Genomic DNA, 17,911 nt, shown 5'->3' on the forward strand with positions numbered 1-17,911 from the left:
CTAAATTCTTTCCATACGCGACAATATCATTCACAACCTGCTCAGCCTTGAATAAGCCAAATAACCTTCCTCTGGGTCTCTTACTTAATCTGTGGTTTCTCGATCTGCTTTGAGCTGTTTTAAAATTGCCCTTAAAACCTCAATTCGTGCCTGCTGCTTATCATTGGTAGAAATGATATACCAAGGGGCACAGCGCGTATCGGTATGTGCGAACATATCTGCAGCCGCTTTTAAATAGTCATCCCACTTGTCGCGATTGCGCCAATCTTCTTCCGTAATTTTAAAGCGTTTATGCGGAGTACTTTCACGGGCTTTAAAACGCGCCACTTGCTCATCTTTATCAATCGCCAACCAAAACTTTATCAGCACCGTTTGACTATTCACCAAATTTTTTTCAAAACGATTAATTTCCGCATAGGCCCGTTGCCACTCCACCTCGGTTGCGAAACCCTCGACTCGTTCAACTAGAACACGCCCATACCACGTCCGATCAAAAATGGTAATGTCATCCGACTGCAACTTACTCCAAAAACGCCACAAATATGGACGACGTAACTCATATTTTTCAGGTGCGCCAATGGTATGAATTTCATATTCCCGTGGGTCGAGCTTTTTCACAATGCGCTTAATCGCTCCCCCTTTACCCGCAGCATCCATCCCTTCAAAAGCAATCACCACTTTACGGTCATCACAGCGGATGGCATCAGCCACTTGTTTGGTCAATTTCTTTAACTCTGCTTTATAGCTGTCCGCCTCCGCGGTCACAGGGGCAAACTGCGTCAAACTTTCTGGTACAGCGGCTTGCTGCCACTTTAATGCCGCCTTTTTCTCGTGTTCTGGACAGTGACATAACGCCGTTAAAATGGCTTGTGCAAAATTGTGATTACGCACATCTTCATCTTCACCATCAATGATTTGCCAGTCGTCAGTGAAGCGCATACGTAGTTTTTGCAAAGTGTCGTATTGTTTTTTATTACGCCAGTCTAACCCATGCAACTTATGCCAATGCACTTCACTCGGGTCCATGTCATCTAGACGTTTTTGCAGAGACTTCCACGACAAATCGAACCAGACTTTTAACACATCTACATTGTTGTTTTTTAAGTCCTGCTCAAAAGCCCGCATATTGCTGATGTATTCGTCAAACAAAGTGTCGTCTAAAGGCTTGGAAGCATGCATGGCCGTAGCCAACAAGTCTCCATACCAGTTACCAAACCACACCATAATTTGTCCCTCAGCAGGTACAAATCGGGTATAAGGCTGCCAAAACGGTTGTTTTAGATTAAACAAATGTGGAGTATCTGCTTTGACATATAAAAACCGTGGATCGACCCATTCACGCAGTTGCTTCACCGCTTCGCCCTTGCCCGCAAGCTCGATTCCACTAACCAAAATCACTAAACTTTTTGCATTACTCTGATCACGGGTATTCATCAACGCATATTGCGCTTCAATTAAATCCAATGAAAGTTGTTCTTCATTCAGCTCTGTATTGACTGTTATTTCTGTGTTCATAACCCCGCCTTTCTTGTATTTAATCAGATCACTAGACCCCAAAAGATCATGCTATACATGGTTTTCAAAGCTACCTTTTGACTACTTCTACAGCAAACTGACTGCAAATAGATAGTTTTTTTGTCACTTTGTCATAGCGAGTTCGATCATCACACACTAAGATTTAACTATCTTAAAATAGAACTGAGACAGCAAATGTCCAAACTCGCCGCCCTCGATGAACTTTTAGAACAGTATTACCAGTTACATTATCATCAAGATTCGGTGCTCTTCCAACGTTTGCAGGATGTACAAAGTTGGCAAAAAAAGCGAATGCAGCGCACTCACAACAAAGCTTTCGCAGAAAAGCAAAATCTGTTGATGGCCGAGTATTTTATCAACCGTTTATATGGTGGCCCAGATTTTGATGCTTTGGCGGGACAAATTGCACGTTTAAATCGCTATGCACACAAAGCTGAAAAATTGATTCCTGAAAATGCTATTAAAACAGGTACATCGGGCGTTGAATTGGCGATTTTGGCCGTACGACTAGACGAACAAGTGGCGATACAGCTTCTCAAGGAACATCATCCTAACGAGCCTTTAAGCGACGACTTAATGCGCCAAGCCTATTTAAAACTGGAACAAGGCGAAGATCGTCTCAAACAATTGTATTTACTCGACCAACTCGGTAAAAACCTCGATAAATACATGCGCTCTTTTATGGTCTATACCGCTTTTAAGATGTGTAAAGGCACCGCCAATAAATACAACTTCAATATCATGTATGATTTTATGCAAGATGGCTTTTTGGCCATGAAACCGCTAAAGTCGGCGGAGAAATTTGTGAAAGACTTTACTGCGGTGGAACGTCAAATTATTGACAAAGTACATTCGGGTCATCTATACCCATTTCAGTAAATTTCAGATTATTCCTTGATAAAAATAAGGCAGTGGCTGCATAGCTCTGCTGTTTTTCTGTATATTATTCAGCACAATTGCATGATGGTTACTGTACAACGTCTTAGAATCTGTCATCATGCATGCACTGCAACATTTACCCTATTGCTATGTTAGGAGTGACTCCCATGTCGAATGAAAATCAAACGCCTACCGCTAATCCAGAGTCGGCACAAAACACAGACAAAGTGAGTCCATTTTTAACTGAACCATTACCCCAAGGCACAGCACAAGGTCAGCAAAAATCATTACAACAACAGTTGACTGATACCCCAGTGACGGGTTCTGTACCCAAATACAATCTTCCTCGCGGTGCTAACACAGGCAACGTCGGTAGTACCACACACTTTGGTTACCAAACGGTCAGCAGTGAAGACAAAGCTCAAAAAGTGGCTGAAGTTTTCCACTCAGTTGCGAGCAAATACGACATTATGAATGACTTGATGTCATTTGGTATTCACCGTCTGTGGAAACGCTTTGCGATCAATATGTCTGGGGTACGTCGTGGTCAACGCGTGCTAGATATTGCTGGCGGGACAGGTGACTTGGCTAAAGTATTTAGTCGTGAAGTCGGTCCTACTGGTCATGTGGTACTTTCAGACATTAACGAATCTATGCTTAATGTTGGCCGTGACCGCCTGATTGATGCTGGCTGTACCAATGTTGATTTCGTATTAGCCAATGCTGAAACCCTAGAGCCATTTGAAGACAACAGCTTCGACCTACTCACCATCTCATTTGGTCTACGTAATGTGACCGATAAAGATGCGGCACTTGCTGCGATGTATCGCGTGCTTAAGCCCGGTGGTCGTTTATTGGTCTTAGAGTTTTCTAAACCTGTATTTGAGCCATTTTCAAAACTGTACGACCTATACTCGTTCACCGCACTGCCGATCATGGGCAAAATCATCGCCAATGACTCAGAAAGCTATAAATATTTAGCCGAGTCGATTCGTATGCACCCAGACCAACGCACGCTCAAAGGCATGATGGAAAATGCAGGCTTCCAAAACTGTGACTATCACAACCTGACAGGTGGTATTGTTGCTGTACACCGTGGTTTTAAACTTTAAAATTAAACGCTTAAGGGCAAATTATGTGGTCGATTCTGGCACTCGGTGCAGTTGAACGATTAATTCATCATGTGATTAATTTGGATGCGATCACTCGCATCCAGCTCAATGAACTACAAGGCAAGATGTTACGTGTGGTGATCGCATCCCCGCAACTGTCTGTAGATGTGTTCTTTGACCACACTAAAGTGCGCTTAGAACCTACCGTTACGGGGCATAGTGAAACAGCATCCATTTTTGAGCAACGCCCTTTTGATCAAGCTCAGTCTCACACCCCAGCAACCGCGACTTTAACGGTGGCCAATGTGGTTGAGCTATTCAAGCTTTTACTGGCGGATGATGTTGGCAATATCCCGCTCCAAGGCGATTATCACCTTCTGCAAGATATTCAACGGATTATGCAACAAGCTGAGCCAGACTTGGCTGCGCATCTAAGCCCGTGGCTTGGCCCAAGTTTGGCGCATGAACTGGCCAAAATCCAACTGGCACCGAAGCACATCAAACAAACCTTACAAAGTCATTTGTTTTTTGCTGAAGATGCCTTAAAAGAAGACAGTGGTCTATTTGCCCCGCGTTGGCAAATGGATGATCTACACCAAGACACCCGTATTCTGAATCAAAACTTAGATCGTGCCGAAGCCAAAATTCAACAGCTTCAAGCACAGATTGACACTCAAGACTCAACTCAAAACTAGGTATTTGCATATATGATTCCGCACGTTTCACGTTTACTCGAACTTTGGCGCATTGCCGCGCACTATAGACTCGACACGTTGTTTCCTGCGGAAGAATTGCCTGAAAAAGCACGTCATGCACTAGGGCTAATTCGTATGCATCCAGCGGCATGGTCCAGCCGTGAACGCAAAAACCCCTTGAAACTGAAACTCGCTTTAGAGGAAATGGGACCACTGGCGATTAAAATGGGACAACTCCTGTCTACTCGTCGTGACCTGATTCCACCTGAAGTGCTACAACAACTGGTTCTACTCCAAGACCGTGTCAAACCGTTTGGTTCTGATGTGGCGAAAATGCGTATTCAAGAATCACTGAAAGCCGATGTAAATACGCTGTTTGCACGCTTCGACGAACAACCATTGGCAGCCGCCTCGATTGCTCAAGTCCATACGGCGGCTTTACATGATGGTCGCGAAGTGGTGGTGAAAGTCACCCGTCCCGATATTCGTAGTCAAATTTTACATGACTTTGAAATTTTAGAATGGCTGGGCAATTTCCTGGAAAAACGCCTAGAAGCCGCGCGTGCACTGCACTTATCTGAAATTATTCAGGACTATCGTCAAGTCATTTTAAATGAACTGGATTTGACCTTAGAAGCCGACAACACCCGTCGTATGCGCCATTACTTTACAGGCTCAAGCATGATGTATGTGCCTGAAGTCTATATGGACAGCAAAGACGTGATGGTGGCTGAACGCATTACGGGCGTTCCCATTTCAGACATTGAAACCTTTGAAAAGCTGGGCATGGATCGTAAAGATCTGGCGGAAAAAGGCTTAACCATTTTCTTTACCCAAGTCTTCCGTGACAACTTTTTCCATGCCGACATGCATCCGGGCAATGTCTTCGTTGAAACCCTCAACCCAAGCCAACCACGTTATATTGCGTTGGACTGTGCCATTATGGGAGAGTTGTCGAAGCACGACCAAATGACTGTGGCACGTATGCTGCTTGCAGTCATGAACAGCGACTTTATGCAACTGATTCAAATCGTGCATCAAGCTGGTTGGATTCCACCGGGCACAGACCAAGATGCTCTAGCACGTGAAATGCGTCGCACGGTCGGGCCAATGGTGTCCAAACCCATGCATGAATTGGACTTCGCAGGCATTTTGATTCAAGTGATGGATATCGCACGTCGTTTCCATTTGGAAATTCCACCACAGTTGATGCTATTGCTTAAAACCCTCGTGCATGTTGAGGGTTTAGGCACAGACCTTTACCCTGAGCTGGACATTTGGAGTTTAGCAAAGCCAATCCTGACCGATTGGATCAAAGCACAAATGAATCCACAGAAGAACCTAAAAGAGCTGGGACAAAAAATTCCGGACTTACTTTTAGGGGCGCAAGACTTCCCAACGCTGTTGGTCGATAGCTTAAATGGTCTTAAAAACCAATCGGCTTGGCATGCTAAACAGCTCAATGAATTACAAAGTATGCGCTTGCAAATGGAGCATCAGCAAAAACGGAGCTGGATTTTTGGTAGTCTCATGGCCATTTTGCTGTCGATTGCGATTATCTCGCCATGGTTTATTTCAGTGATCTTAATTGTACTCACTGGCTTACTGGCGGTGTGGCGTGTGTTTAAATAAACGCGTTCTGCTGTATTAAAAGCCTGAGTCTCTCAGGCTTTTTTATGTTTAACGTTTTAGTAGGAAGTGACCTCCAAGTCATTATTGGATCACTTTTGCCAATGCGCTCGTCCTCTCGTCAGTTAAAATGACAATATATATTGTCTCTTTGAATAATCACGATGACTCAAATCCTGCATAAACACCCTCCCGCTTTAAGCATTCGTGCAGGCAAATTAGCACGTCAACTCATTCAAAGCGAAGGCTTACAAGCTGAACAGGTCGATATTGTACCCGGTGCCGCAGGCGGGCCCAAAGGCATCGGAATTCAAGGTTTAGACCAAGCCATTTTTGGTGAGTTCTTTGCCCGTGCACCACAAAGACGGACACTGATTGGTTCGTCTATTGGTAGTTGGCGCTTTGCCAGCATCTTAGCGCACGGTGCAAAAGCAGGTACCGAACGCTTAGGCGAACTCTATACCAACCTGTATTTTGAAAAAAAAATGCAACGCCAAGAAGTCAGTGATATTTGCCGTGGCATGCTGCTCGACTTGGTGCAAGGTAAAGAAGAGGAACTAGTAGATCATCCAGACTACCACCTTGCAGTCCTCTCGATTAAAGCACAGCACATCTTCCAAAGTGACCAAGTTCTACCGCTCTTGGCCTCTGTCGCAGGGATCATCGGTGCAACCGCTGTTGCACGGAAACATAGCCGCCACTTTATGCAACGGGTGATTAGCCAGCCCAACATTGGCAAACAATTTAAAGTAGAAGATGATTTCCTCACTCATTATCACAGTCTCACCGCTGCAAATGTTCTGCCTTGGCTGATTGCCTCAGCCTCTATTCCAGGCGTGATGGCCGCGATTCGCGATATTCCAGATGCACCCCAAGGCAGTTATCGCGATGGTGGTCTGATTGACTATCACATTGATCTGCCTTTTGAGAGTCAAGGCATTGTGCTTTATCCACACTTTACGGACAGCATTACGCCGGGCTGGTTTGATAAACTGTTTAAACGTCGCGCCAATCCTGAAAATCAAGCCCGTACCCTGCTCCTATCTCCATCCCAAGACTATTTACAAAGCTTACCTTTAGGGCGCCTGCCCGATCGTAAAGATTTCACCCTCAAAGGGCTCGACCAAAAACAGCGCATTCAAATGTGGAACCAATGTATTTCTGAAAGTCAGCGCTTAGGCGATGAGTTCTTGGAAATGGTGGAAAAACAGCATTTTGCACAGGTCATACAAGATTTATAAACAAAATTTGCGCATTAATGTAATCTTGTTTAATCTGACCAAATAAAGAAAAATCGAGATTACATTTTTTTTATGCTAACAATAATTTTAAGTGAACAAGAAAAGTATGATCAAGCCATTGAATTAAAAAACGAATCGTGCAGAAGAAATGTTATTGCAAGCTCGTTAGAGGATTGCATTCAAATCAATATCGACCAATTAAAAAAAATCTGATGATATTCGTTATGAACTCATTTTTAGACAATGGTTAAATTATTCGATCTATGATCTCTAATCACTCCCCCCACTTCGCCATCATCGGTGCAGGAACCGCAGGATTAGCCACTGCGATTCTACTGGCTCGGCAAAATATTCAAGTCAGTATTTTAGAAAAAGCCTCAGAACTTGAACCTGTCGGCGCAGGACTGTTACTCCAGCCCTCTGGTTTAGCTGTTTTTGAGCATTTAGGTCTCTTAGATGAAGTTTTAAGACTGGGTGCAAAAGTCACAGGACTCAAAGGTCAGTTACCGAGTGGAACTTTACTGGTCAATAGTCATTATCAACAAGCGCATTCTGATTTTTATGGCGTCGGTATCCACCGAGCAACGTTATGCCATGTTTTAGAAAATAAATGCTGTGAATATTCTGAATTCATTACTTGGCAGATGAATACCGACATTCAAACATTAGAAGAAAAAACAAATCATATCCAAGTTTTGGGTACAAAAGATGGCGAAGCATTTGATCAAGCTTTTGATGCTGTGATCATTGCCAATGGTGCACGTAGCCTTTTAAGACCAAAAAAATGGGTAAAGGTTGATCAAGCTTATCCTTGGGGAGCCAAATGGACGATTGTTCCTGAATGCCTTGAATTAGATACAGAAATTTTACATCAGTTTCATGACCGCTCTAAAATGATGCTGGGAATCTTACCAACAGGCACAGTGCCACATGAACCCAAGCAAAGACTGTCGAGTGTGTTTTGGAGTCTTCCAAGCCATCAGTTGAATAATTTTCTACACAACTCACAAGCGCACTCAGACTGGTTAAACCAAGTGTCTAAGCGTTGGAAACCTGCTGCGGATTGGTTAGAACAAGTCATTGCCCAGCCTGAACAAAAATCGCAATGGTTGACGGCAAATTATCGTGATGTGGTACTGTCTAAGTTTGGTGAGGGTCGTATTGGTGTCATGGGTGATGCCGCACATGCAATGAGTCCACAACTGGGACAAGGTGCAAATATGGCCCTTTTAGATGCATGGGCTTTGGGGCAAGCGGTTCAAAGCGCAAGAAAAAATGAGAACATTGATTATGTTCAACTCTGGCAAACGTATCATCAACACCGTCAAAATTCGACGACGTTCTATCAATTTTTAAGTCGTTTACTCACACCACTTTACCAATCTGAGCTATGGTGGGCAGGGGGTTTACGAGATTTAAGCTTTGCTTGGATGTATCGAATCCCCTATTTCCGTAAAGAAATGGCGGTGACGATTTCAGGTTTAAAATTAGGCATGTTCAGTCAAATGAACTATCAGGATATTGCAAAACAAAACAATCATTCTGTGTAAAATGCGATGACAATCATCGTCATCCGCTTTGGATGGGTGACGATAGATGAATTTCTAAAATATATCAATTAAGCCACGGTGAGATAACTGTAGAAAGTTTCTCCTCTATTCTGTTTAAATCACGTAGACTATAGCGCGCTACGTTGACATCGTAACACTCTCAATATTTATTCGCTTGGTGAAATCTTATGAACAATTTGCAATGGCTCGATGAAGTAAAATTTAACGAACAAGGTTTAGTCCCTGCCATTGCACAGCATCATCAAACGGGTCGTGTGCTGATGGTGGCATGGATGAACCGTGAAGCTTTGGCTTTGACGGCCGAGAAAAACCAAGCTGTGTATTTCTCTCGTTCACGCAACAAGTTATGGCACAAAGGCGAAGAATCTGGACATTTTCAGACCGTACATGAAATTCGTCTCGACTGCGATGCCGATGTGATCATGCTACAAATTGAACAGCACGGCGGGATTTCCTGTCACACAGGTCGCGAATCATGCTTCTACCGCAAACTCACACCAAATGGCTGGGAAATTGTGGATGTACAGCTCAAAGACCCGAACGCGATTTATGGTGAAAAATCGACCAATCCACATACATTGGCAATGAATGCCTCAACGGCGCAGTCTGAACAAGTTGAAGTTTTGTCCTACCTCGGTCAAATGATGGCTGAGCGTAAAGCAGCAGATCCAGATTCGTCTTATGTGGCAAAGCTGTACCACAAAGGTCTCAACAAAATTTTAGAAAAAGTTGGTGAAGAAGCCATTGAGACAGTAATTGCCGCGAAAGATTTTAAGTCTGAAGCCAATGAAGATCATAAAAATGATTTGATCTATGAGGTGGCAGACCTTTGGTTCCATACGATTGTGGTTTTAGGTTATTTCGACTTAGACCCTCAAGTGGTTCTCAATGAATTGGCACGTCGTCAAGGGCTTTCTGGTTTGCTTGAAAAAGCCAACCGTAACCACTAAGTTTATTGCCTGTGTCGAATATCATCAAACCGAGCGCGACTTATGAGCAAGCCATTGCCATTGATAACGCACGTCTGGGCAAATCGTTTAAAGTGATTGCCTATGCAGGCACAGGTAAAACCACTACCCTGCAAATGATTAGCGATGCCATGCCACAAAGACGTGGCATGTATTTGGCATTCAACAAAGCCATTGCCAGCGAAGCGCAAACGAAGTTTCATGGCAATGTCGACTGCCGAACTTTCCACTCGCTTGCTTTTCGCAGTGTTCCACGTGGAGTGACCGACAAACTTCGTCTACCTCGCTTAAGTCCGAGTTTTATCGCAAAAGAATACCGTCTTGAACCGATTACCTTAAGACGGATGATGGGCGGACGTTATGAAAAATATGTGTTGATGCCATCCCGTTTGGCCAGCCTTGTGGCCAATGCCGTGAGTCACTTCTGTTCAACCAGTTCTCAGTACCCAGCACCGCGTCATTTACAAGCACCGAGCTGGTTGCATCCCGATGACATCGACTCACTACAAAAGCACCTCTACCCTGCCATTGAACGTCGTTGGTTAGAATCCATCGACCCTCATCATCAAGCGGGGATTGGTCACGACATTTATTTAAAACTGTGGGCACTGTCTGAACCGAATATCCCAAGTGACTATGTGTTATTTGATGAAGCCCAAGATGCCGATCCGCTAATGTTGGGCATCTTACTGAAACAGCGCAATACGCAAGTGATTTATGTCGGTGATGCCCACCAACAAATTTATGCATGGCGTGGCGCAGTCAATGCCATGCAACAACTGCCTTTGCCTGAATCGCGCCTCACCACCTCGTTCCGTTTTGGTGAAGAGATTGCATTACATGCCAATGCTATTTTAGGTGCCTTAAATGAAACTGTACCGCTCATGGGCAACCCTCAGCTCAACTCTAAAGTGGTCAACAAACCCCATACCAAAATGCGCGATGCGATTTTATGTCGCACCAATGCCCGCGCTATGGAACTGTTACTCTCAGGATTGGTTCATGGCGATAAAGTCAGCCTACAAGCCGACCATGTCAAACTGAACCGCTTTGTCGATGCCGCAGCGATGCTGAAACAAGGTAAACGCGTCACCGATGTGCCTGAACTGGCATGGTTTAATTCTTGGCACGATGTACATGAATACTGCGAAACCAATGACGGCAGTGACATCAAGCCTTTAGTGAAATTGGTAGATGATCATGGCACCGATCCACTCAAAAAAGCCCTTGCGAAGATTACACCGATTGAACAAGCGGATTATATTATTTCCACCGCCCACAAAGCCAAAGGCTTAGAGTGGAACCGCGTTCACATCGAAGATGATTACCAATTTAAGGTCAACGACAAAGACCATAAAATTAGTGATGAAGAGTTAAGACTGCTTTACGTGGCTTGTACACGTGCTAAAGTAAGTCTAAATATTCATCACATTTACGACCTGATGCAACAGCTGAAAAAACAGATGCCAAGCTCATTGCGTAAAGTAGCTGGATAATCGAATGTAAAAATAGCAACCAGGTCTGCGGGTGTTCTATGAAAATTCAATCCATTCACCTGAAACACATCCTACATTTTGCTGACCTCAAAGTCGATTTTTCTTATCACGACAAAGCTGTCACTTTAATTTTAGGTGATCAAGCCTCAGGCAAAACCTCTATTCTGCGTTTTAGTTATCAGGCTCTGACTTGGTTTGCAGCCCGCTATAAAGATTTACGCTCTGCGGGGGTGGTGATGTTAGATCACGACATTATGCTGAACCGCCTACAGTCCAAAATTGATATTCAAGTTGCTATACCCGCTGAATTGTATGCTCTCAAACCTACAATAGCCGATGCTGCACCCGAACCTTATACATGGCAACTCTACAAAACCTTAAACCAACAAGGGATTGGCATCAGTCGAGTGGAAACCTTGGAACTCGAACAACTGGTCAATCTATATCAGCAGGCAACCCTACAAGATCCACTGCAAGGTTTACCGTTGATTGCGTATTATCCTGCGGAACGTTTTGTCAATGAGATGAATATTCTCAGCAAGAACAATCCCCTGATTTTCCAACATGCACATGCCTATGAAATTTCAGCTATTCCCTATACCACCTTTGCTCGTTTCTTTGAATGGTTTCGTGAAATCAGCGATATCGAAAATGCGCAAACTGCGCAGTTTTTACAAACGATACTGCATCAGCCCAAAAGTATGCCACCCGATATTCCTCTAAGCTATCAACTCACTCAGGCTCAAGCGCACATTCAGTCACCCAGCCTACAGGCGCTCAAGCAGGCTTTAGCAACCGTGCTGCCTGAGATTGAAGATATGTATCTGCAATATCATCCCAAATTACAACTGATGGTGCGCTATCAGGGCAACAGCATGCTCTATCAACAGCTTTCCAATAGTATCCGCAACTGGGTGGCACTCATTGGCGATATTGTGCGACGTTTATGCTTACTCAACCCTGAAAGCCTGTTCCCATGCTTAGAAGGTGACGGTGTGCTATTGATTGACGCGATTGATCATCAACTGGATCAAAATATGACACAAGTCATTTTAAAACGTTTAAATCAGGCTTTTCCTCGACTGCAAATTATCGCTTCAGGTAACCGAAGTGAGCTGCTGGAACAAGCCAACGAGTTTCAGTGCCTCAAATTGGAAAATAAACAATTAAGTCCGATCCAGCTCGATGCACTGCAACATCAGTTCGATGCCATTTACCAAAACCTTGCCAATCATGAAGCGACCAATGGAACCATCGAACCGATTGCGGCTGAACCTCAAGATTTAAATGTGGCTGAATTATTCACACAAATACAGCAGCAACTCTCTCTCGAACAGCAACAGCATTTGATTGCTTTACTCAGTGCTGAAGATGATGCCTCATCTACTAATCCATTATCTTAGCCGGCTTCATCAGTATCACCATTTCAACTCTAAAAACAGGCAACCAATGGTCGCTTTTTTACATTTCTTGCACTGAGAAAGTACCTCCTAGCCACCAAGAAACGACCATCATGCGTATAATGTTTTGCGTCAGCGCAAAAAAGATTGATGTTGTTTTAGTCATGTTATATGATCGGTTTTACTTGCAAATTTCTAACTGAAATCGGATTTTGCTATAACGCTTCATGAGTTGCGCAACACAACTTCATTATTTTTAAATTTCACATTGGCTTTCAAGATTGAAACTCTTGGGCTGCTCTTTGCAGTCCTGTAATCCTTGAAAGATGAGATTCACCAATAGGTTTTGACCTATTCACGACAATGGAAACGAGTGTGCTACCGATTATTATATTGTTACCGTTAATACTTGGCACAACCCTTGTCTCATTACTGAAGCAGAGCTCACGTAGGCTAACCGCCTTCGCAGCTGTTGGGGTCAGTATGACAAGTTTAGGCTTATTACTGACCCAAGCACGAGACGTGTTTAATGGCGCTGTCATTACGCAGTCGTGGTCGTGGTTGCCGCAGCTTGGCATTAACTTCAGTTTCCGTCTAGACGCTTTAGGCCTCCTCTTTGCCTTACTCATCAGCGGCATCGGAACCCTCATTTATATTTATGCCTATTTTTATTTAGGCCCCAAAAATTCTCTCAATAAACTCTATCTACTGCTCATGTTGTTCATGGCAGCCATGCTTGGAATTTCACTCTCCAATAATTTAATTTTACTCCTCGTTTTTTGGGAACTGACCAGTATCTCCTCTTTTCTGTTGGTCGGTTATTGGAGCAATTACGATGCGGCGCAACGTGGCTCACGAATGGCCTTGACCATTACGGGTATGGGCGGACTGGCCATGCTGGGTGGTTTCATCTTGCTCGGCCAAATCACTGGCACCTATGAGATTGATCAAATCTTGACAATGACCACACAGATTCAAGGTCATGCTTTATTTGTACCGACGCTGCTGCTGATTTTACTTGGTGCTTTTACCAAAAGTGCGCAATTTCCATTCCATTTTTGGTTACCCAACGCGATGGCAGCCCCGACCCCCGTGTCTGCTTATTTACACTCAGCAACTATGGTCAAAGCGGGGCTTTTCTTGGTGGCACGACTGTTACCGATTTTTGCAGGTGCGGCACTGTTCCATAATTTGGTCACGTTTATTGGCCTGTTTACCCTGTGTATGGCTGCATTTTTTGCCATCTTTAAAGAAGACCTGAAAGGTTTATTGGCCTATTCAACCATCAGCCACCTCGGCCTGATCATGTGTCTGTTGGGGATTGGATCACCATTGGCTGTCGCTGCGGCGATTTTTCATATTATTAACCATGCCACCTTTAAAGCAGCGCTGTTCATGATTGCGGGCATTATTGATCATGAGTCAGGCACACGTGACTTGCGTAAGCTTAGTGGGTTATGGCAACTGTTGCCTTATACCGCTACGCTAACCATGGTCACTGCCGCGTCGATGGCTGGCGTGCCCTTGACCAATGGTTTCTTATCTAAGGAAATGTTCTTTACTGAGCTGCTCAGCAACCTGTCTGGCCCTGTGCTCATCTGCTCTGCGATTGTCGCGACACTGGCGGGGATTTTTGCGGTAGCTTACTCTGTACGTTTAGTTCACGGCGTTTTTTTCGATGGTCCTGTAGGCCAACAAGTCCCAAACAAAGATGCACATGAGCCACCGTTTGGCATGCGTGCACCAGCCACTTTACTGGCGATTCTATGTATTTTAGTCGGCTTATTCCCTGCCCTAATGGTTGAAAACATCGTTAACAGTACAGCACGCGCCAGTACCCAAATGATGAATTTTGAAGGCACACATCTTGCCCTATGGCATGGTTTTAACCTGCCATTGTTGATGAGTGCTATTGCCTTGGTCGGCGGTCTAATTTTCTATTTCAGTCTGGCGAAAGGCGGCAAAATTCGAGAAATTGATCTTGATCCATATTTAGGTCGTCTGCAAGGTCGAGTGGCTTTTGACTTATTCCTAAAGTCACTCCTGCTCAACTCACGCAAATTTAAACGATTGACTGAAAACGGTAAATTACAGAGCTATCTGCTCTGGATTGTACTATTTAGCATTGTTTTAGTAGCCATTCCATTCTTGGGCCAAGGCATTAGCACAGGTACACGTGAACTCGCCCATGCTCCAGCCTTAGCGATCGTACTTTGGCTACTGTTATTCTCTTCATGCTGGATGATGCTTTGGTTTCACCATGAACGCATTAAAGCGGTATTGATCAGTGGCGCGATTGGTTTAGTCGTGACCATGATTTTTGTCTGCTTCTCTGCACCAGATTTAGCTCTGACACAAATCACCGTCGATGTGGTCACTACCGTATTGCTATTGATGAGTTTATCGCTTTTACCGCAACTCACACCGTATGAATCAAGTGTCTCACGTCGTTGGCGCGATGCTCTCATTGCGATTGGTGGCGGACTTGGCATTGCATGGATTACATGGCTCATTTTAACCCGTGATCACAACTCCATTTCATGGTTCTTCATGCAACAGTCGATTCCACTAGGCGGTGGAACCAACGTCGTCAATGTCATTTTAGTTGACTTCCGTGGTTTCGATACCTTTGGTGAAATTACAGTCCTCGGTATTGCAGGCATCGGTGCACTGTGTTTAATGGATGGTATGCGTGCTCACGGTACCACCATGACCCAAGGTCTCAGCTACCGTTTCAATCCATCGCCACTCATGCTTCGCATTAGCGCATCGTGGATTTTACCGATTGCCTTGGTGGTCAGTCTGTATATCTTCTTACGCGGGCATAACCTGCCGGGCGGTGGGTTTATCGCGGGTTTAATTACCGCTTTGGCCTTGATTATTCAGTACATGGCACTCGGTCAAGACCATGCGGAACAGCTGCTCAAAGCCAAATCAGGTCGTTTGTATGAAATCTGGATTGGTACAGGTTTAGTTATCGCAGGCTTAACAGGCTTAGGTGCATGGTTTTGGGGACGCCCATTCCTCACCAGCGCACACTTTTATGTGTCGCCACCAATTTTAGGCGAAATGCATCTTGCAACCGCAGCACTATTCGATGTCGGTGTTTATATTACGGTTGTAGGCGCGACCATGTTGCTCATTTCTGTTTTAGGTGACTCTCGTCACTCCAGCATGTCTGGTCCAGTCGTACCAAAGGGGGATTAATATGATTAGTTTAGAATTGTTACTTGCCTCCGCTATTGGTCTATTGACTGCAACAGGTATTTATCTGATTTTACGTGCTCGTACCTTTCCTGTGGTGCTTGGGCTTGCCATGATTGGCTATGCCGTCAATTTATTTTTATTTGCTATGGGCCGACTCCAAATCAATGCGCCTGCGGTACTCACCGAAGCCAGCAAAGCAACCGATCCCCTTCCACAAGCTTTGGTGTTAACCGCAATTGTGATTGGCTTTGCCACCACTGCTTTTATTGTACAACTGGCCTTACGCAGTCGCTATGAAACAGGAACCGACCACGTTGACTCTAAAGAAGAAATACCACAAATTGACCCACGTGAGGATGAGCCATAATGAATGACTTCATCCACTTTTGGACCGAACACACCCCAATTTTTAGTATTCTAATCCCTGCCCTTACCGCTTTTGTGTTGGTGTTATTGGGTAATCCGGGATCAGGTTCTTTAGCACAAGACTGGCGACAACCTTGGCGTCGGGGTATCAGTTATACTTCAGGTTTGCTCGGTTTATTCACCGCAGTCAACTATCTGATCTTTGCAAGCTCAGGGCAAATCAGCGTTTACAACCTGAGTGAATGGGCAGCGCCATTTGGTATTGTTTTGGTCCTCGATCAATTGTCTGCACTCATGTTGGTCTTAACCTATGCTTTGGCAGTTCCTGTAATGTGGTTTGCCAGTAAAGAATGGGATGAGCGTGGACGTTACTTTCATGCCATGTGTCATTTCCTGCTGATGGGTCTCACAGGCGCTTTCCTGACAGGCGACTTATTTAACCTGTTCGTGTTCTTTGAAATTTTGTTGATGGCCTCTTATGTCTTGTTACTGCATGGTCAAGGCAAAGCGCGTTTTCAACTGGGCATTCACTACGTCACCATTAACCTGTTGGCATCAGCCCTATTTCTGATTGGCCTTGGCATGATTTACGGCAGTGTCGGCAGCCTCAATATGGCGGATGTTGCACGTTTGATGCCATTATTAGAAGGCGATCAACACCGTATCGCGGTTGCAGGTGGGCTGTTGTTGTTTACAGTCTTTGGCATTAAAGCAGCCATGCTACCTGTCGGATTTTGGTTACCCAAAACCTATGCGGTGGCAACGACGCCTGTGGCGGCTCTGTTCACCATCATGACTAAAGTCGGTATTTATGCCATTTTACGTGTCAACGGCACCGTATTTGACGATGCAATTAGTCGTGAAATTCTGCAATACATTTTATTACCAATTGGTTTGATTACATCTGTCTATGGTGTGATTGGTGCGATGGGTGCGGAACGCTTACGTCGTTTCATTGGTTTTATGATTTTGTCTTCTGTAGGCACGATTTTAATCGCCATTTCCCTATTCAATACTTTGGCATGGGCAGCGGCACTATATTATTTGGTACACAGTACTATTATTGCAGCCGCGTTTTACATTTTAAGTGGTTGGATTACTTCACAACGCGGTGAATTTAAAGACCACTTTAAAATCGCACCTCAAATGAAACAGCAGAAGATACTCTCTATTACCTACTTTACAATTGCTTTGATGATGGCTGGTTTGCCTCCATTTAGTGGCTTCCTAGGTAAGGTTTTTATATTACAAGCAACCTCTAATTCACCTTATCAGTTGTTGATCATTTTGACGGTTTTGGTCGTCAGCTTACTCAGCATTATCGCCTTTACTCGTGTGGGTTTTATTCTGTTCTGGCGTGCAACAAAGCCTGAAGATAACCCTATCGAGCCTGCTTATACCACCTATCAAGCCTTGCCTGAGCAAGCACCAAAACGCAATGACAAAACCATTTATCTTTTATTGGTCGGTTTAATTGGCTATATGGTCTTTGCAAGTCCAATTCAGAAGTACACTTACCAAACCGCTATGCAAATCCAAAATAATGCGCTCTATGAACAAACTTTGCTTAAAACCGATGAGCATGGGCAAACCATTAGCGTACAACCGTTCGATAGTGAAAATTTACCTGAAACCAAATATGGTGGCGAACGCGTGGATCCAAATGCACATTTGATTCCATATTTAATTTCGGAAGAAACACTGGAAGGTGAACATATTTCTGAATACAAACAGCGTCAAATGCAACAGCAGCATCAGGCTGAAGAGCAACCAAACACAGAACGACTAGAACCTACGGTGGAGCCTTAAAC

Annotated in this window: 13 protein-coding genes; 12 read left to right on the plus strand and 1 reads right to left on the minus strand. The window is 44.3% G+C overall.

Translation table 11 applies throughout. The features are described 5' to 3' along the window. Positions 1-84: 84 nt before the first annotated feature. The gene (locus tag B9T36_RS11775; RefSeq protein WP_086209675.1) at positions 85-1,515 is read right to left on the minus strand and encodes a phosphate--AMP phosphotransferase; all 1,431 of its coding nucleotides are present in this window, start codon (positions 1,513-1,515) and stop codon (positions 85-87) included. A 195-nt stretch (positions 1,516-1,710) separates the two neighbouring features. Between B9T36_RS11775 and B9T36_RS11780 the strand changes: the two genes are divergently transcribed. The 12 genes from B9T36_RS11780 (at position 1,711) to B9T36_RS11840 (ending at position 17,909) form a co-directional block, all read left to right on the plus strand. Further along, a complete protein-coding gene (locus tag B9T36_RS11780) occupies positions 1,711-2,415 on the plus strand; it encodes an FFLEELY motif protein (RefSeq protein ID WP_086209676.1) in 705 nt (234 codons plus the stop codon). A gap of 167 nt (positions 2,416-2,582) precedes the next feature. Continuing rightward, positions 2,583-3,527 (plus strand): bifunctional demethylmenaquinone methyltransferase/2-methoxy-6-polyprenyl-1,4-benzoquinol methylase UbiE, encoded by a 945-nt coding sequence (gene ubiE / locus B9T36_RS11785; protein WP_086209677.1) that lies wholly within the window; start codon positions 2,583-2,585, stop codon positions 3,525-3,527. A 23-nt stretch (positions 3,528-3,550) separates the two neighbouring features. After that, positions 3,551-4,222: a ubiquinone biosynthesis accessory factor UbiJ gene (locus B9T36_RS11790; protein ID WP_086209678.1), complete on the plus strand. Its 672-nt coding sequence runs from the start codon at positions 3,551-3,553 to the stop codon at positions 4,220-4,222. Between the two features lie 12 nt (positions 4,223-4,234). Then, positions 4,235-5,854, plus strand: a complete 1,620-nt coding sequence (locus B9T36_RS11795) for an ABC1 kinase family protein (RefSeq protein ID WP_086209679.1) — start codon at positions 4,235-4,237, stop codon at positions 5,852-5,854. A gap of 161 nt (positions 5,855-6,015) precedes the next feature. After that, positions 6,016-7,092 (plus strand): patatin-like phospholipase family protein, encoded by a 1,077-nt coding sequence (locus tag B9T36_RS11800; protein WP_086209680.1) that lies wholly within the window; start codon positions 6,016-6,018, stop codon positions 7,090-7,092. Positions 7,093-7,355: 263 nt separating this feature from the next. Continuing rightward, a complete protein-coding gene (locus B9T36_RS11810) occupies positions 7,356-8,642 on the plus strand; it encodes an FAD-dependent oxidoreductase (protein WP_086209681.1) in 1,287 nt (428 codons plus the stop codon). A gap of 188 nt (positions 8,643-8,830) precedes the next feature. Further along, positions 8,831-9,613 carry a bifunctional phosphoribosyl-AMP cyclohydrolase/phosphoribosyl-ATP diphosphatase HisIE gene (hisIE, locus tag B9T36_RS11815; RefSeq protein WP_086209682.1) on the plus strand — a complete coding sequence of 261 codons (783 nt, stop codon included), beginning with the start codon at positions 8,831-8,833 and terminating at the stop codon, positions 9,611-9,613. A gap of 11 nt (positions 9,614-9,624) precedes the next feature. After that, positions 9,625-11,127, plus strand: a complete 1,503-nt coding sequence (locus B9T36_RS11820) for an AAA family ATPase (RefSeq protein ID WP_086209811.1) — start codon at positions 9,625-9,627, stop codon at positions 11,125-11,127. Between the two features lie 38 nt (positions 11,128-11,165). Next, positions 11,166-12,530: an ATP-binding protein gene (locus tag B9T36_RS11825; RefSeq protein WP_086209683.1), complete on the plus strand. Its 1,365-nt coding sequence runs from the start codon at positions 11,166-11,168 to the stop codon at positions 12,528-12,530. Positions 12,531-12,890: 360 nt separating this feature from the next. Beyond that, positions 12,891-15,734, plus strand: a complete 2,844-nt coding sequence (locus B9T36_RS11830; protein WP_086209684.1) for a monovalent cation/H+ antiporter subunit A — start codon at positions 12,891-12,893, stop codon at positions 15,732-15,734. A gap of 1 nt (position 15,735) precedes the next feature. Continuing rightward, positions 15,736-16,101, plus strand: coding sequence for a Na+/H+ antiporter subunit C (locus B9T36_RS11835; RefSeq protein ID WP_086209685.1), 366 nt, complete (start codon positions 15,736-15,738; stop codon positions 16,099-16,101). Then, positions 16,101-17,909: a monovalent cation/H+ antiporter subunit D gene (locus tag B9T36_RS11840; RefSeq protein WP_086209686.1), complete on the plus strand. Its 1,809-nt coding sequence runs from the start codon at positions 16,101-16,103 to the stop codon at positions 17,907-17,909. The genes B9T36_RS11835 and B9T36_RS11840 overlap by 1 nt, the downstream gene beginning before the upstream one ends. The last annotated feature ends 2 nt before the right edge of the window (positions 17,910-17,911 follow it).

Source organism: Acinetobacter sp. ANC 4204 (genome assembly GCF_002135205.1).
GTDB lineage: Bacteria > Pseudomonadota > Gammaproteobacteria > Pseudomonadales > Moraxellaceae > Acinetobacter.

What these genes read in the sequence shown, in the direction of transcription:
- hisIE (WP_086209682.1), top strand. Translation starts at nt 8,831, where the DNA reads ATGAACAATTTGCAATGGCTCGATGAAGTAAAATTTAACGAACAAGGT.
- B9T36_RS11780 (WP_086209676.1), top strand. Translation starts at nt 1,711, where the DNA reads ATGTCCAAACTCGCCGCCCTCGATGAACTTTTAGAACAGTATTACCAG.
- B9T36_RS11810 (WP_086209681.1), top strand. Translation starts at nt 7,356, where the DNA reads ATGATCTCTAATCACTCCCCCCACTTCGCCATCATCGGTGCAGGAACC.
- B9T36_RS11790 (WP_086209678.1), top strand. Translation starts at nt 3,551, where the DNA reads ATGTGGTCGATTCTGGCACTCGGTGCAGTTGAACGATTAATTCATCAT.
- ubiE (WP_086209677.1), top strand. Translation starts at nt 2,583, where the DNA reads ATGTCGAATGAAAATCAAACGCCTACCGCTAATCCAGAGTCGGCACAA.
- B9T36_RS11825 (WP_086209683.1), top strand. Translation starts at nt 11,166, where the DNA reads ATGAAAATTCAATCCATTCACCTGAAACACATCCTACATTTTGCTGAC.
- B9T36_RS11835 (WP_086209685.1), top strand. Translation starts at nt 15,736, where the DNA reads ATGATTAGTTTAGAATTGTTACTTGCCTCCGCTATTGGTCTATTGACT.
- B9T36_RS11800 (WP_086209680.1), top strand. Translation starts at nt 6,016, where the DNA reads ATGACTCAAATCCTGCATAAACACCCTCCCGCTTTAAGCATTCGTGCA.
- B9T36_RS11775 (WP_086209675.1), bottom strand. Translation starts at nt 1,515, where the DNA reads ATGAACACAGAAATAACAGTCAATACAGAGCTGAATGAAGAACAACTT.
- B9T36_RS11830 (WP_086209684.1), top strand. Translation starts at nt 12,891, where the DNA reads ATGGAAACGAGTGTGCTACCGATTATTATATTGTTACCGTTAATACTT.
- B9T36_RS11840 (WP_086209686.1), top strand. Translation starts at nt 16,101, where the DNA reads ATGAATGACTTCATCCACTTTTGGACCGAACACACCCCAATTTTTAGT.
- B9T36_RS11795 (WP_086209679.1), top strand. Translation starts at nt 4,235, where the DNA reads ATGATTCCGCACGTTTCACGTTTACTCGAACTTTGGCGCATTGCCGCG.